This window comes from Enterobacter cloacae complex sp. SHL020 (assembly GCF_049236945.1).
GTDB lineage: Bacteria > Pseudomonadota > Gammaproteobacteria > Enterobacterales > Enterobacteriaceae > Enterobacter > Enterobacter dykesii.
This window is the reverse complement of sequence record NZ_JBMKJF010000002.1, coordinates 695,775-710,818: the sequence shown is the minus strand read 5'-3', so window position 1 is coordinate 710,818 and position 15,044 is coordinate 695,775. Positions and strand designations below refer to the sequence as shown.

Sequence of the window (15,044 nt, the reverse complement as noted above, 5' to 3'; positions counted from 1 at the left end):
AAATAAGCAACAGTGACGGAATATAAAACAACCAGGGCTGGAAATAAAGCCCTGGTTGTCTGATTAAGAGAAAAGATTAGATATGAGTAACGATTTCTTTAATCAGCGGCGGTCCTTTAAAAATAAAGCCGGAATAGATTTGCACCAGTGACGCACCCGCCGCCATCTTCTCGCGCGCAGCAATCACTGAGTCAATGCCGCCGACGCCAATAATCGGCAGACGTCCTTTTAATTCCGCAGACAGGGCGCGAATAATTTCGGTGCTTTTTAATTGTACCGGACGTCCACTTAACCCACCCGCTTCGTCACAGTTTTTCATTCCCTGCACGAGGGAACGATCGAGGGTGGTATTGGTCGCAATAACACCATCAATATTATGGCGAACCAAACTGTCGGCAACCTGGATCAATTCTTCGGGAGAAAGATCCGGGGCGATCTTAACCGCGACCGGAACATATTTATGGTGGATCGTCTGGAGTTCATTTTGTTTATTTTTAATGGCACTCAGAAGATCGTCCAGCGCTTCGCCATATTGTAAAGAGCGCAGACCCGGGGTATTGGGTGAAGAAATATTCACCGCAATATAACCGGCATAGGCGTAGACTTTTTCCATACAAATCAGATAGTCATCTTTACCCTGCTCTACCGGCGTGTCTTTATTTTTGCCGATATTGATGCCTAATATCCCGTCAAAATGGGCTTTTTTTACGTTCTCAACCAGGTGATCAACACCGAGGTTATTAAAGCCCATGCGGTTGATCAGCCCTTCGGCTTCAACCAGGCGGAACAGGCGCGGCTTGTCATTTCCCGGCTGCGGGCGCGGCGTGACGGTACCGATTTCAATGGAGCCAAAGCCCATCGCGCCCAGGGCATCAATGCACTCGCCATTTTTGTCCAGACCGGCCGCCAGACCCAGCGGATTTTTAAAGGTCAGACCCATGCACTGCACAGGTTTTACCGGCACATTCTGACGCACCAGCGCGGCCAGCGGCGTTCCGGTAATACGACGTAATTGCTGGAATGTAAATTCATGAGCGCGCTCAGGGTCGAGCTGGAAAAGGGCTTTACGAACGAAGGGGTAGTACATGAACTCTCCTGGATTCCCGGTGTGCAAACCGGGAGGGGATTATGGGCGATCCACGCACGAAAGGGAATTGACCTGCGGCAAAAAATCAGCGCAAAACGCAATCGTTTACCTTCCCGTCAATTTCTTATGCACTTTTTCGCATTTTAATTGCAGATAAATCATTTAGTGGAATAACCACGCAGTGTCACACTCCTGAAAATTGTTATGAATGTTAGATAAAAGCAAACAATTGGTTATAAGGAGGAAGTATGCGCGTCATTACCCTGGCCGGAAGTCCACGATTCCCCTCGCGCTCCAGCGCCCTGCTGGAATATGCCCGCGAAAAACTCAATGCCCTGGATGTGGAAGTGTGCCACTGGAACCTGCATAACTTTGAACCTGAAGATCTGCTCTACGCCCGCTTCGACAGCCCTGCGCTAAAAACGCTCATCGAGCAGCTTAACGGCGCTGACGGCTTAATTGTGGCAACGCCTATTTATAAAGCCTCTTTTTCCGGGGCGCTGAAAACCCTGCTCGATCTGCTTCCGGAACGCGCCCTGGACGGCAAAGTTGTGCTGCCGCTGGCAACGGGCGGTACGGTTGCCCATTTACTGGCCGTGGATTATGCCCTGAAGCCGGTGCTGAACGCGCTGAAAGCGCAGGAGATCCTCCACGGCGTTTTCGCAGATGACTCCCAGGTTATCGATTATCAACATAAACCTCTTTTTACGCCGAACCTGCAAACCCGCCTCGATAACGCCCTGGAAACCTTCTGGCATGCCCTGCACCGCCGGGATATCCAGGCCCCGGCGTTTGGTCAGCCTCAAGGAGTCGCACATGTTTAAAACCTTAACCCGCATCGGACTGGCCGGTCTGATGGCGCTTACCTCGCTGGCCCATGCCGCAGAAACGGCTCCGGAAAGCTTACGTATCGGCTATCAGAAAGGCAGCGTCAGCATGGTGCTGGCGAAAAGCCACCAGCTGCTGGAAAAACGCTTCCCGGAGACCAAATTCTCGTGGGTGGAGTTCCCGGCTGGCCCGCAGATGCTGGAGGCCCTGAACGTCGGCAGTATCGATCTCGGCAGCACGGGTGATATTCCGCCGATATTCGCCCAGGCGGCGGGAGCGGACCTCGTCTATGTGGGCGTTGAGCCGCCCAAACCGAAGGCCGAAGTGATTCTGGTACCTGAAAACAGCGACATTAAAAGCGTCGCCGACCTCAAAGGGCATAAAGTGGCTTTCCAGAAAGGTTCCAGCTCACACAACCTGTTGCTGCGCGCTCTGCAAGAGGCCGGGCTCAAGTTCACTGACATTCAGCCTGTTTACCTGACGCCTGCCGACGCCCGCGCCGCGTTCCAGCAGAAGAACGTTGATGCCTGGGCCATCTGGGATCCGTACTACTCCGCCGCATTGCTGCAGGGCGGCGTTCGCGTGCTGAAAGACGGTACCACGCTGAAGCAGACCGGTTCGTTCTATCTGGCCGCGCGTCCTTATGCGGAAAAGAACGGCGCATATATTCAGGCCGTACTGGATACCTTTACCCAGGCCGATGCGCTGACCCAGACCCAGCGTCAGGAGAGCATTGCCCTGCTGGCGAAAACTATGGGCTTACCTGAGCCGGTGATCGCGAGCTATCTCAACCACCGTCCGCCGACCACCATTACGCCCGTGGACGCGCACGTCGCCGCGCTTCAGCAACAAACGGCAGACCTTTTCTATCAAAACCACCTGGTGCCAAAACAGGTCACTATTCGCGAACGCATCTGGCAGCCCGCAGGCAAAGAAGGAGCTAAATCATGAGTCTGAATCTTTTCTGGTTTTTACCCACCCACGGTGATGGACACTATCTTGGTACAGAAGAGGGCTCACGCCCGGTTGAACACGGCTACCTGCAGCAGATTGCGCAGGCGGCGGACCGAATCGGTTTCACCGGGGTGCTGATCCCGACCGGACGTTCATGTGAAGATGCCTGGCTGGTGGCCGCGTCGATGATCCCGGTCACCCAGCGTCTGAAGTTCCTGGTTGCGTTACGCCCGAGCGTGGTCTCCCCCACCGTGGCGGCGCGTCAGGCGGCAACGCTGGACAGGCTGTCCAACGGTCGCGCCCTGTTTAACCTGGTGACGGGCAGCGATCCGCAGGAGCTGGCGGGCGATGGGGTGTTCCTCGACCATACCGAGCGCTATGAAGCCTCCGCCGAGTTCACCCGCGTTTGGCGACGTCTGCTGGAAGGTGAAACCGTCACCTTTGAAGGCAAGCATATTCACGTTCGTGACGCGAAACTCTACTTCCCACCGGTTCAGCAGCCGCGACCGCCGCTCTATTTTGGCGGATCGTCGGATGTGGCCCAGGATCTGGCGGCAGAGCAGGTCGATCTCTATCTTACCTGGGGCGAACCGCCTGAGCTGGTGAAAGAAAAAATTGCCCAGGTACGCGCTAAGGCGGCCGCCCATGGCCGCAAGGTGCGCTTCGGTATTCGCCTGCACGTAATCGTGCGCGAAACCAATGAAGAAGCCTGGCAGGCCGCCGACCGTCTGATTTCCCATCTGGACGATGAGACCATCGCCAGGGCGCAGGCCGCGTTTGCCAAAACCGACTCCGTCGGACAGCACCGAATGGCGTCCCTGCACAACGGCAAGCGCGAGAATCTGGAGATCAGCCCGAACCTGTGGGCGGGCGTTGGCCTGGTGCGCGGCGGTGCGGGCACGGCGCTGGTCGGCGACGGTCCGACCGTAGCCGCCCGGATTAATGAATACGCTGACCTGGGTATCGACAGCTTTATTCTCTCCGGTTACCCGCATCTTGAAGAGGCGTACAAGGTGGGCGAGCTGTTATTCCCGCATCTGGATGTTGCCATTCCGGAGATTCCGCAGCCGCAGCGGCTTCAGCTTCAGGGCGAAGCCGTGGCGAACGAGTTTATCCCACGCAAAGCCGCCCAGAGCTAAGGAGTGACCATGTCTGCCACCTCACAAAAATGGCTGCTGCGCGCCGCGCCGTGGTTTTTACCCGTCGGCATTGTGGCTCTCTGGCAGCTCGCGTCATCCACCGGCTGGCTGTCGAGCCGCATTCTGCCCTCTCCGGAGGGCGTCGTAGAAGCGTTCTGGTCGCTGAGCGTCAGCGGTGAGCTGTGGCAGCATCTGGCGATCAGCTCCTGGCGCGCCGTGATTGGGTTTTCCATCGGCGGCAGCATCGGTCTGGTTCTGGGCTTGATTAGCGGCCTTTCCCGCTGGGGCGAGCGGCTGCTGGATACCTCCATTCAGATGCTGCGCAACGTGCCGCATCTGGCGCTGATCCCGCTGGTTATCCTGTGGTTTGGTATTGATGAGAGCGCCAAGATCTTCCTCGTGGCGCTGGGCACATTGTTCCCGATCTACATCAACACCTGGCACGGCATCCGCAACATCGATCGCGGTCTGGTGGAGATGGCGCGCAGCTACGGCTTAACGGGTTTTTCTCTCTTTATACACGTGATCCTGCCGGGCGCCCTGCCCTCCATTATGGTCGGGGTGCGTTTTGCGCTCGGCCTGATGTGGCTGACGCTGATTGTGGCGGAGACCATCTCGGCCAACTCAGGCATTGGCTACCTGGCGATGAACGCCCGTGAATTCCTGCAAACGGACGTGGTGGTGGTTGCCATCATTCTGTATGCCCTGCTCGGCAAACTCGCCGACGTTAGCGCCCAGTGGCTGGAGCGCAGCTGGCTGCGCTGGAACCCGGCCTACACCCTTCAGGAGGCGAAAGCATGAATACTGCACGACTGAACCAGGGAACGCCGTTACTGCTGAACGGCGTGACCAAACGCTACGGCGAAAACACCATTCTTAACGGGCTGGATCTGCATATTCCCGCCGGACAATTTGTGGCCGTTGTTGGTCGCAGCGGCGGCGGCAAGAGTACCCTGCTACGCCTTCTGGCTGGACTGGAAGCCCCCAACGGCGGTGACATTCTGGCAGGAACGACGCCGCTTTCGAATATTCAGGACGATACCCGCATGATGTTCCAGGACGCGCGGCTACTGCCGTGGAAAACGGTTATCGACAACGTCGGGCTCGGTCTTAAGGGCAGCTGGCGGGATGAAGCCCGCCAAGCGCTGGCCGCCGTTGGTCTGGAAAATCGTGCGGGCGAATGGCCTGCCGCCCTCTCGGGTGGGCAGAAGCAGCGCGTGGCGCTGGCGCGGGCGTTGATTCACCGTCCGGGCCTGCTGTTGCTTGATGAACCGCTGGGCGCGCTCGACGCCCTGACGCGGATCGAAATGCAGGATTTGATAGGATCCCTGTGGCAGGCGCACGGCTTTACGGTACTGCTGGTGACGCATGACGTGAGCGAGGCCGTCGCGATGGCCGATCGTGTGCTGTTAATTGAGGACGGGAAAATAGGTCTGGATCTGACGGTGGATCTTCCGCGGCCTCGTCGCGTGGGCTCGACAAGACTGGCGGAGCTGGAGGCTGAGGTATTGGATCGGGTGATGAAGCGCGGGGGGACGGAGTTAGAGCGAGTTAAGGCTAATGCCTGATGCCCTCTCCCACAGGGAGAGGGAGGGTTAACTTTTATTACGCTAAGGCCTTAGCAATCTTCTCGTACAGATCGCCAGACAGGTTCTCCAGCCCTTTCAGCTGCTCAAGCGCGGCACGCATCTTCTCCTGACGCTTCGCATCGTAGCGTTTCAGGCGGATCAGCGGCTCAATCAGGCGCGACGCCACCTGCGGGTTACGGCTGTTCAGCTCGGTCAGCATTTCCACCATGAACTGATACCCGCTGCCGTCTTCGGCGTGGAACGCCGCCGGGTTGCTGCTGGCAAACGCGCCAATCAGAGAACGCACGCGGTTTGGGTTGCTCAGAGTAAAGGAGCGATGCTTCAGCAGACTGCGCACGTTGCTGAGCGCATCGGCCGCCGGGCTGGTCGCCTGCAGGATGAACCACTTGTCCATCACCAGACCATCCTTATGCCACTTGTCGTCGTACTCCTGCATTAGCGCATCGCGGCACGGCAGTTCAGCGGCAACGCTTGCGCCCAGCGCGGCCAGCGCGTCGGTCATGTTATCCGTTTCGTGATACTGCTTGCTCACCAGGGTGTTCGCCAGCTCGGTTTCACCAAATGCCAGATAGCGCAGGCAGGTGTTGCGCAGAGAACGTTTACCAATGTCCGCATGTTCAACGCGATAAGCGTCAAGCTTGTTGGCGTTATAAATAGCCAGGAACTCGTCCGCCAGTTCAGCAGCCAGCGTACGGGTCAGCGCTTCACGCACCGCCACGATGGCAATCGGGTCGATGATGTCAAACAGCTCGGCGATTTCAGTCGCTGAAGGCAGGGTCAGAATTTCAGCGGCCAGGGCCGGGTCAATCTTCTCATCCAGCAGGATCGCGCGGAACGCGTCAGCCACATGGACAGGCAGCGACAGCGGCTGGCCCTGCTGATGGCGGTTTACGTTGAGCTTGATGTAGGTCGCCAGCAGGCTTTGCGCCGCGTCCCAGCGGGAGAAGTCGTTACGCGCGTGACGCATCAGGAACGTCAGCTGCTGATCGCTCCACTTGTATTCCAGCTTCACCGGCGCGGAGAATTCGCACAGCAGCGCAGGCACCGGCTGGAAGTAGACGTTATCGAAGATAAAGGTCTGCTCGGCCTGAGTCACGTTCAGCACGTGGTGTACCGGGTGGCCGCCCTTCTGGAGCGGGATGACTTTGCCTTCGTTATCGTACAGCTCAATGCTGAACGGAATATGCAGCGGATATTTCTCTTCCTGCTCCGCCGTCGGCGGCGTGCGCTGGCTGATGGTCAGGGTATACTGCTCGGTTTCCGGATTGTAATCGTCTTTGACGGTGACAACCGGCGTACCGGCCTGGCTGTACCAGCGGCGGAAGTGGGAAAGATCGACATTAGAGGCATCTTCCATCGCCTGCACAAAATCGTCGCAGGTGGCCGCACTGCCGTCATGACGCTCGAAGTACAGCTGCATGCCTTTCTGGAAGTTCTCCTCACCCAGCAGGGTGTGGATCATGCGGATAATTTCAGCGCCTTTCTCATACACCGTCAGGGTGTAGAAGTTGTTCATCTCGATGACTTTATCCGGACGGATCGGGTGCGCCATTGGGCTGGCGTCTTCCGCAAACTGCAGGCCACGCATGGTACGCACGTTGTTGATGCGGTTCACCGCGCGTGAACCCAGGTCGGAGCTGAACTCCTGATCGCGGAAGACGGTCAGGCCCTCTTTCAGGCTCAGCTGGAACCAGTCGCGGCAGGTGACGCGGTTACCGGTCCAGTTGTGGAAATATTCGTGGCCGATAACGCGTTCGATATCAAGGTAGTCTTTGTCCGTTGCGGTATCGGTACGCGCCAGCACGTATTTGGAGTTAAAGACGTTAAGGCCTTTGTTCTCCATTGCGCCCATGTTGAAGAAATCGACGGCGACGATCATATAGATGTCGAGGTCATATTCGAGGCCGAAGCGCTCCTCGTCCCACTTCATGGAGTTAATGAGCGAGGTCATCGCCCACGGCGCGCGGTCAAGGTTGCCGCGGTCAACAAACAGCTCCAGCGCCACCTCGCGGCCTGAGCGCGTTTTGAAGGTGTCGCGCAGCACGTCGAAGTCCCCCGCCACCAGCGCAAACAGGTAGCACGGTTTCGGGAAGGGATCCTGCCACTGCACCCAGTGACGGCCATTCTCCAGCTCGCCTTCGCCTACGCGGTTGCCGTTGGAGAGCAGGAAGGGATACAGGGTTTTATCGGCGATGATTTTGGTGGTGAAGCGCGCCAGGACGTCCGGGCGGTCGAGATACCAGGTTATGTGGCGGAAACCTTCCGCTTCACACTGGGTACACAGCGCCACGCCCGACTGGTAAAGCCCTTCCAGCGCGGTGTTGGCGGCCGGGCTGATTTCATTCACGATGCGCAGCGTAAACTGTTCCGGCAGGTTGTCGATGACCAGCTGGTTGTTTTCTTCTTTATAGTCCGACCAGGGTTCATCATTAATATGCAGGGAGACCAGCGTCAGGTCTTCACCATCCAGACGCAGCGGCACCGCAGTTGCGCTATGGCGCGTCACCTGGCTCACCGCCGTGACAACGGTTTTAGTGGCATCCAGGTCAAAAGTCAGATCGATTTCGCTAATCAGGTAATCCGGCGCACGGTAGTCGTGGCGGTATTTGGCTTGTGGCTGTTGTGTCATAGAAAACCTTATGCATCGTTTGTCGAGTAACGTTTCAATATATTCCTGTTGCGCAAATCGCGCTATGCAGAATGTTCATCTTTTCAGGGGCAAAACCTTTTTTTGCTACATTTGTATAACACGGGGCACAAAATGCCCTCGACCATAAAACGCGCTTATGTTGTGATCGGGGTTCAATAAATCACTAAACAAGGTATACTCCGGAGTTGTTTATTGTACTAAACGCTCCCGTGAGAGGATGCTACAGCGCACCTATGACTCAATTCGCTTCTCCGGTTCTGCATACGTTGCTGGATACCGACGCGTATAAACTGCATATGCAGCAAGCCGTTTTCCACCATTACTATGACGTTCACGTCGCGGCGGAATTCCGCTGCCGTGGCGACGACTTGCTCGGTATCTACGCAGACGCCATTCGTGAACAGGTCGATGCGATGCAGCATCTGACGCTGCAGGACGAGGAATTTCAGTGGCTTTCTGGCCTGCCTTTCTTCAAAGCGGACTATCTGAACTGGCTGCGCGACTTCCGCTATAAGCCTGAACAGGTCACCGTGACCAACGAGAACGGCAAGCTGGATATTCGTCTTGAAGGTCCGTGGCGGGAAGTGATTATGTGGGAAGTGCCGCTTCTGGCGGTGATCAGTGAACTGGCTCACCGCTACCGTTCGCCGGAAAAAGGCGTCGAGCAGGCGGTCGCCGCGCTGGAAAATAAACTCGCAGCCTTCTCTACGCTGACCGAAGGGCTGGACATGTCCCGCTTCCGCCTGATGGACTTTGGCACGCGTCGCCGTTTCTCGCGTGACGTTCAGGAGGCCATCGTTAAACTTCTGCAGCGGGAGCCGTGGTTCGTGGGCACCAGCAACTACGATCTGGCGCGTCGCCTCAGCCTGACGCCAATGGGCACCCAGGCACACGAGTGGTTCCAGGCGCATCAGCAGATCAGCCCCGATCTGGCTAACAGCCAGCGCGCGGCGCTGGCCGCATGGCTTGAGGAGTACCCGAATCAGCTCGGGATTGCCCTCACCGACTGTATTACGATGGATGCCTTCCTGCGCGACTTTGGTCCCGAGTTCGCTGAACGTTACCAGGGATTACGCCACGACTCCGGGGATCCGGTTGAATGGGGCGAGAAAGCCATTGCCCATTACGAAAAACTCGGCATTGACCCGATGAGCAAGGTGCTGGTCTTCTCGGATAATCTCGACCTGGCGAAAGCGGTCGACCTCTATCGCCATTTCAACACCCGGGTGAACCTGAGCTTCGGGATTGGTACCCGTTTGACCTGCGATATCCCTCAGGTGAAACCACTGAATATTGTCATCAAACTGGTGGAATGTAATGGAAAGCCGGTGGCGAAACTCTCTGACAGCCCGGGTAAAACCATCTGCCATGACAAGGCGTTTGTCCGCGCGTTGCGCAAAGCCTTCGATCTTCCCCAGATAAAAAAAGCCAGTTAAGCGCTTAAGGGAGCCTTCATGGCTCCCCTCTTCTTATTTATTTCTCAATTCTTCTCTTTAGACTGCGAAATTTACTTGTCTGATAGCGGATGGCAGGTAACATAGATATCCCCCCATAAGGGTGGACAAGTGTTTATTTTTTCCGACTATTAACAGAGAGAATATTATGAGCGTTGTGCCTGTAGCCGACGTACTCCAGGGCCGTGTCGCCGTTGACCAGGAAGTCACCGTGCGCGGATGGGTGCGTACCCGCCGAGATTCTAAAGCTGGCATCTCCTTCCTCGCCGTCTATGACGGTTCCTGCTTTGATCCTGTACAGGCCGTCATTAATAATTCTCTGCCCAATTACAATGATGACGTTCTGCGCCTGACAACCGGTTGCTCCGTGATTGTTACCGGCGTGGTGGTGGCTTCACCGGGTCAGGGCCAGAGCTTCGAAATTCAGGCTACTGCCATTGAAGTCACCGGCTGGGTTGAAGATCCGGACACCTATCCGATGGCGGCAAAACGTCACAGCATCGAATATCTGCGTGAAGTTGCCCACCTGCGTCCGCGTACCAACCTGATTGGTGCGGTGGCGCGCGTGCGTCATACGCTGGCGCAGGCGCTGCATCGTTTCTTCGATGAGCAGGGTTACTTCTGGGTGTCTACCCCGCTGATCACCGCGTCCGATACGGAAGGTGCCGGTGAGATGTTCCGCGTCTCGACGCTGGATATGGAAAACCTGCCGCGCACGCCTGAAGGTAAAGTGGACTATGACAAAGACTTCTTTGGTAAAGAAGCCTTCCTGACGGTATCTGGTCAGCTCAACGGCGAAACGTATGCCTGTGCGCTGTCTAAGATCTACACCTTTGGCCCAACCTTCCGCGCCGAAAACTCCAACACCAGCCGTCACCTGGCGGAATTCTGGATGCTGGAGCCTGAAGTGGCGTTCGCTGACCTGGACGATGTAGCGGGTCTGGCGGAAGCCATGCTGAAGTATGTGTTCAAAGCGGTGCTGGAAGAACGTCCTGACGACATGAAATTCTTCGCAGAACGCGTAGACAGCGATGCTGTGGCGCGTCTGGAGCGTTTCGTGTCTGCCGACTTTGCGCAGGTAGACTATACCGACGCGGTGGCGATCCTCGAGAAATGCGGTGAGACGTTCGAGAACCCGGTTTACTGGGGCGTTGACCTGGCGTCTGAACACGAACGCTATCTGGCCGAGAAACATTTCAAAGCGCCGGTTGTCGTTAAAAACTACCCGAAAGACATTAAGGCCTTCTATATGCGCCTTAACGAAGACGGTAAAACCGTGGCAGCGATGGACGTTCTGGCGCCGGGCATTGGTGAAATCATCGGTGGCTCTCAGCGTGAAGAGCGTCTAGACGTGCTGGACGCGCGTATGGAAGAGATGGGGCTCAACCCAGCTGATTACAGCTGGTACCGCGATCTGCGTCGTTACGGTACCGTACCGCACGCCGGTTTTGGTCTGGGCTTCGAGCGTCTGATTGCCTACGTTACCGGTGTTCAGAACGTACGTGACGTAATTCCTTTCCCACGCACTCCACGTAACGCCAGCTTCTAATCGGTACAAGACTGAAATGGCCAGCAAATGCTGGCCATTATTTTATTCTGTATTGTCAGTTTTCGTCAGCGCAAAGTCAGCGTCTTTAAACCTTCACCCCGTCACAACCACTACCTGTTACGTTTTGTTTCCGCGAAATATCCAGCCACAAAAAATAAACCCCATTCTTATTGCGATTATTACACTCTCAGCCGTTAGCACAAATTTCAACCAATTTTACAGCCATCCGGAAGGCCTTTTGTAGTCATAAGAAAAAACGAGCCGTTTAAGGTCTGTTTATACGAATCGCCTTTATCTCAATTAATTATAAGGAATTCATATATATAGGATAGGCCCTGCTGTTTAATTCGCCAGGGTGTTCTGAAGTTTGAGATGGTTCACAAAGTTCCGAAAAATACATACTTGGTTACACATATTTTCTTTCGGTTACTTAATCTTGAGAATTGTAGCACTTTCAGGCTAGCGAAACGCTTCGCCGAATGGAAAGATGCCTGTCAGATACATAAAGACACCAAACTCTCATCAATAGTTCCGGAAATATTTATTGACAGAATTTATTGACGGCAGTGGCGAGTGTCATAAAAAAACCAATGAGGGTAATAAATAATGATGAAGCGCAATATTCTGGCAGTGGTAATCCCTGCCCTGCTGGTAGCCGGTGCAGCTAACGCTGCAGAAATCTATAACAAGAACGGCAACAAACTGGACTTCTACGGTAAAGTTGTGGGCGAACACGGCTTCACCACTTCTGGCGTACACAAAAACGCTGACTCCTCTTACGGCCAGATCGGCTTCAAAGGCGAAACTCAGATCAACGACCAACTGACCGGTTACGGTCAGTGGGAATACCGTGCACGCGCCGGTGCAGCTGAAGGTGATCAGACTAACGTAACTCGTCTGGCTTTCGCTGGCCTGAAAATCGCTGACGCGGGTTCTCTGGACTACGGTCGTAACTACGGTATCGTGTATGACGTAGAATCCTACACCGATATGGCTCCGTCCTTCTCTGGCGAAACCTGGGGTGGCGGCTATGTTGATAACTACATGACCAGCCGTTCTACTGGCCTGCTGACCTACCGTAACAACAACTTCTTCGGTCTGGTTGATGGTCTGAACTTTGGCGTTCAATACCAGGGTAAAAACGATCGTAAAAACCTGAATGAAGCAAACGGCGACGGCGTTGGCCTGTCACTGGGTTACGAGTTCGGTGAAGGCTTCGGTCTGATCGGTGCCTACAGCACCGCTAACCGTACGCTTGAGCAGAAAAAAGATGGTAAAGGCGATAAAGCTGAATCCTGGGCTGTTGGCGCGAAATACGACGCGAACAACATCTACCTGGCGACCGTTTATGCAGAGACTCGCAACATGAGCCGCCTGGGTAACAGCGGTGAAAACTATGTTCCGAATGATGATGGTAATGTTTATAACATTGCTAACAAGACCCAGAACTTTGAAGTTATCGCTCAGTACCAGTTCGACTTCGGCCTGCGTCCTTCCGTTTCTTACGTTCAATCCAAAGGTAAAGACCTGAACGGCATCGGCGACCGTGACCTGGCGAAATACATCACCACTGGTGCGACTTACTACTTCAACAAGAACTTCAACGTGTACGGTGACTACCGCTTCAACCTGCTGGACGACAAAGATGCGTCCACCAGCTGGGTTGGCTCTGACAACCAGGCTACCGTTGGCGTAACCTACCAGTTCTAATCAGTACACCACGTTGTTATATGCTTAATGAACAGGGCTTCGGCCCTGTTTTTTTATGCGTGACAGAAAATAATGGCGACTTTTGAAAAGCCGCACGCTTTTCGTCGCAAACGGTTGGCATTTTGTAAATCTACCGTTAACCTGATAGCGGATTTCACTTCTGTAATCACAATGGAACTTCGTCATGTTTGAGAACATTACCGCCGCTCCTGCCGACCCTATTCTGGGCCTGGCCGATCTGTTTCGTGCCGACGACCGCCCTGGCAAAATCAACCTGGGTATTGGTGTATATAAAGATGAAACCGGCAAAACTCCGGTACTGACCAGCGTTAAGAAAGCTGAGCAGTATCTGCTGGAAAACGAAACCACCAAAAACTACCTCGGTATTGATGGTATCCCTGAATTTGGTCGCTGCACCCAGGAGCTGCTGTTCGGTAAAGGCAGCGCAATTGTGAGTGACAAACGTGCCCGTACAGCACAGACCCCAGGCGGTACCGGTGCGCTGCGCGTGGCGGCGGATTTCCTTGCGAAAAACACCTCTGTTAAGCGCGTATGGGTCAGCAACCCAAGCTGGCCGAACCACAAGAGCGTGTTTAACTCTGCGGGTCTGGAGGTGCGTGAATATGCATACTACGACGCGGCAAACCACTCTCTCGACTTTGACGGCCTGCTGGCAAGCCTGAGCGAAGCACAGGCAGGTGACGTGGTGCTGTTCCACGGCTGCTGCCACAACCCAACCGGTATCGATCCGACGCTTGAGCAGTGGCAACACCTGGCAAAGCTGTCCGTTGACAAAGGCTGGCTGCCGCTGTTTGACTTTGCCTACCAGGGCTTCGCCCGTGGTCTGGAAGAAGATGCCGAAGGCCTGCGCGCGTTCGCAGCCGTGCATCAGGAGCTGATTGTCGCAAGCTCGTATTCCAAGAACTTCGGCCTGTACAACGAGCGCGTAGGCGCCTGTACGCTGGTTGCGGCTAACGAAGAGACCGTCGATCGTGCGTTCAGCCAGATGAAATCGGTTATCCGCGCTAACTACTCTAACCCACCGGCACACGGTGCGTCTGTTGTGGCCACTATCCTGAGCAACGATGCGCTGCGCGCCATCTGGGAACAAGAGCTTAACGATATGCGCCAGCGCATTCAGCGCATGCGCCTGCTGTTTGTGAACACCCTGGCTGAGAAAGGCGCGGACCGCGACTTCAGCTTTATCATCAAACAGAACGGCATGTTCTCGTTCAGCGGCCTGACCAAAGAGCAGGTTCTGCGTCTGCGTGAAGAGTTTGGCGTGTACGCCGTGGCCTCTGGCCGCGTGAACGTTGCTGGCATGACGCCTGACAACATGGCGCCACTGTGCGAAGCGATTGTCGCCGTACTGTAATTTGCGCCCATAAAAAAGCCTGCGTTATGCAGGCTTTTTTTATTCTGGTTACCAGACAGGCATTTCATCCTGAAGGAACGGGTTATGGAGCCGTTCGTAGCCCAGCGTCGACATCGGACCGTGTCCAGGGATAAACGTAACGTCATCACCCAGCGGCAATAACTTTTGTTTAATCGACTGAATCAGCTGCCCGTGATCGCCGCGCGGAAAATCGCTGCGTCCTACACCACCTTTGAAGATCACATCGCCGGAAATTAGCAGACGGGACTGGTCATCAAAGAAGACGATATGGCCTGGCGTATGCCCAGGACAATGCAACACCTGTAAAGTCACATTCCCTACGTTAACGCGCTCTCCTTCGTTCAGCCAGCGATCGGGCGTCAGGGGCTGACACTCATCAAGGCCAAACATGCGGCTTTGGGCGGGTAACCCCTGCAGCCAGAACTCATCTTCTTTTTCCGGACCGATAATCGGCACACCGTAGTGTTCAGCCAGTTCAGCCGCAGCACCTACATGGTCAAGATGACCATGAGTGAGCAAAATTTGCATCAGCGTGACGCCGCTTGCTGCGACTTCCTGCTTGATTTTCTCAGCGTCACCGCCGGGATCGACAAGCGCGGCCAGTTTAGTCTGTTCGCACCAGATCAATGAACAATTCTGGGAGAACGCGGTAACCGGAATAATACGATAGTTCATACTGCTCCTGTGT

The 15,044-nt window shown here is 55.2% G+C and carries 12 protein-coding genes; 9 read left to right on the top strand and 3 right to left on the bottom strand.

What is annotated here, in order from left to right; all coding sequences use genetic code 11:
* Window positions 1–76: 76 nt before the first annotated feature.
* Window positions 77–1,087: a quinone-dependent dihydroorotate dehydrogenase gene (gene pyrD, locus ACOTZB_RS08415; protein WP_257829568.1), complete on the bottom strand. Its 1,011-nt coding sequence runs from the start codon at window positions 1,085–1,087 to the stop codon at window positions 77–79.
* 248 nt (window positions 1,088–1,335) lie between these two features.
* Here pyrD and ssuE point away from each other — a divergent pair, with 248 nt between their 5' ends.
* The 5 genes from ssuE to ssuB are packed head-to-tail and all read left to right on the top strand — an operon-like array spanning window position 1,336 to window position 5,576.
* The gene (ssuE, locus tag ACOTZB_RS08410) at window positions 1,336–1,911 is read left to right on the top strand and encodes an NADPH-dependent FMN reductase (protein ID WP_421626884.1); all 576 of its coding nucleotides are present in this window, start codon (window positions 1,336–1,338) and stop codon (window positions 1,909–1,911) included.
* On the top strand, window positions 1,904–2,866 hold the full coding sequence (locus ACOTZB_RS08405; RefSeq protein WP_421626883.1) for a sulfonate ABC transporter substrate-binding protein: 963 nt from the start codon (window positions 1,904–1,906) through the stop codon (window positions 2,864–2,866). Before ssuE ends, ACOTZB_RS08405 begins: the two co-directional genes overlap by 8 nt.
* Window positions 2,863–4,008 (top strand): FMNH2-dependent alkanesulfonate monooxygenase, encoded by a 1,146-nt coding sequence (gene ssuD, locus ACOTZB_RS08400; RefSeq protein ID WP_421626882.1) that lies wholly within the window; start codon window positions 2,863–2,865, stop codon window positions 4,006–4,008. Before ACOTZB_RS08405 ends, ssuD begins: the two co-directional genes overlap by 4 nt.
* Before the next feature lie 9 nt (window positions 4,009–4,017).
* Window positions 4,018–4,809 carry an aliphatic sulfonate ABC transporter permease SsuC gene (gene ssuC / locus ACOTZB_RS08395; RefSeq protein WP_032658177.1) on the top strand — a complete coding sequence of 264 codons (792 nt, stop codon included), beginning with the start codon at window positions 4,018–4,020 and terminating at the stop codon, window positions 4,807–4,809.
* The gene (ssuB, locus tag ACOTZB_RS08390) at window positions 4,806–5,576 is read left to right on the top strand and encodes an aliphatic sulfonates ABC transporter ATP-binding protein (RefSeq protein ID WP_421626881.1); all 771 of its coding nucleotides are present in this window, start codon (window positions 4,806–4,808) and stop codon (window positions 5,574–5,576) included. The genes ssuC and ssuB overlap by 4 nt, the downstream gene beginning before the upstream one ends.
* A gap of 37 nt (window positions 5,577–5,613) precedes the next feature.
* Here the strand turns inward: ssuB and pepN are convergent, their stop codons facing one another.
* Window positions 5,614–8,226 (bottom strand): aminopeptidase N, encoded by a 2,613-nt coding sequence (gene pepN / locus ACOTZB_RS08385; protein ID WP_421626880.1) that lies wholly within the window; start codon window positions 8,224–8,226, stop codon window positions 5,614–5,616.
* A 254-nt stretch (window positions 8,227–8,480) separates the two neighbouring features.
* On the opposite strand from pepN, the gene pncB reads away from it, so the two are divergent.
* The 4 genes from pncB (at window position 8,481) to aspC (ending at window position 14,335) form a co-directional block, all read left to right on the top strand.
* Window positions 8,481–9,683, top strand: coding sequence for a nicotinate phosphoribosyltransferase (pncB, locus tag ACOTZB_RS08380; protein ID WP_421626879.1), 1,203 nt, complete (start codon window positions 8,481–8,483; stop codon window positions 9,681–9,683).
* Between the two features lie 166 nt (window positions 9,684–9,849).
* Window positions 9,850–11,250, top strand: a complete 1,401-nt coding sequence (gene asnS / locus ACOTZB_RS08375) for an asparagine--tRNA ligase (protein WP_032658183.1) — start codon at window positions 9,850–9,852, stop codon at window positions 11,248–11,250.
* 606 nt (window positions 11,251–11,856) lie between these two features.
* Window positions 11,857–12,960: a porin gene (locus ACOTZB_RS08370; protein ID WP_047651295.1), complete on the top strand. Its 1,104-nt coding sequence runs from the start codon at window positions 11,857–11,859 to the stop codon at window positions 12,958–12,960.
* Between the two features lie 184 nt (window positions 12,961–13,144).
* Entirely contained in the window at window positions 13,145–14,335 is a 1,191-nt protein-coding gene (gene aspC, locus ACOTZB_RS08365) for an aspartate transaminase (RefSeq protein WP_421626878.1), read from the top strand.
* Window positions 14,336–14,383: 48 nt separating this feature from the next.
* Here aspC and ACOTZB_RS08360 read toward each other — a convergent pair whose 3' ends face one another.
* Entirely contained in the window at window positions 14,384–15,031 is a 648-nt protein-coding gene (locus ACOTZB_RS08360) for an MBL fold metallo-hydrolase (RefSeq protein ID WP_047651296.1), read from the bottom strand.
* Between the last annotated feature and the right edge of the window lie 13 nt (window positions 15,032–15,044).

Coding starts and splice junctions, on each gene's coding strand:
- pyrD (WP_257829568.1), bottom strand. CDS start 1,087: ATGTACTACCCCTTCGTTCGTAAAGCCCTTTTCCAGCTCGACCCTGAG.
- ssuE (WP_421626884.1), top strand. CDS start 1,336: ATGCGCGTCATTACCCTGGCCGGAAGTCCACGATTCCCCTCGCGCTCC.
- ACOTZB_RS08405 (WP_421626883.1), top strand. CDS start 1,904: ATGTTTAAAACCTTAACCCGCATCGGACTGGCCGGTCTGATGGCGCTT.
- ssuD (WP_421626882.1), top strand. CDS start 2,863: ATGAGTCTGAATCTTTTCTGGTTTTTACCCACCCACGGTGATGGACAC.
- ssuC (WP_032658177.1), top strand. CDS start 4,018: ATGTCTGCCACCTCACAAAAATGGCTGCTGCGCGCCGCGCCGTGGTTT.
- ssuB (WP_421626881.1), top strand. CDS start 4,806: ATGAATACTGCACGACTGAACCAGGGAACGCCGTTACTGCTGAACGGC.
- pepN (WP_421626880.1), bottom strand. CDS start 8,226: ATGACACAACAGCCACAAGCCAAATACCGCCACGACTACCGTGCGCCG.
- pncB (WP_421626879.1), top strand. CDS start 8,481: ATGACTCAATTCGCTTCTCCGGTTCTGCATACGTTGCTGGATACCGAC.
- asnS (WP_032658183.1), top strand. CDS start 9,850: ATGAGCGTTGTGCCTGTAGCCGACGTACTCCAGGGCCGTGTCGCCGTT.
- ACOTZB_RS08370 (WP_047651295.1), top strand. CDS start 11,857: ATGATGAAGCGCAATATTCTGGCAGTGGTAATCCCTGCCCTGCTGGTA.
- aspC (WP_421626878.1), top strand. CDS start 13,145: ATGTTTGAGAACATTACCGCCGCTCCTGCCGACCCTATTCTGGGCCTG.
- ACOTZB_RS08360 (WP_047651296.1), bottom strand. CDS start 15,031: ATGAACTATCGTATTATTCCGGTTACCGCGTTCTCCCAGAATTGTTCA.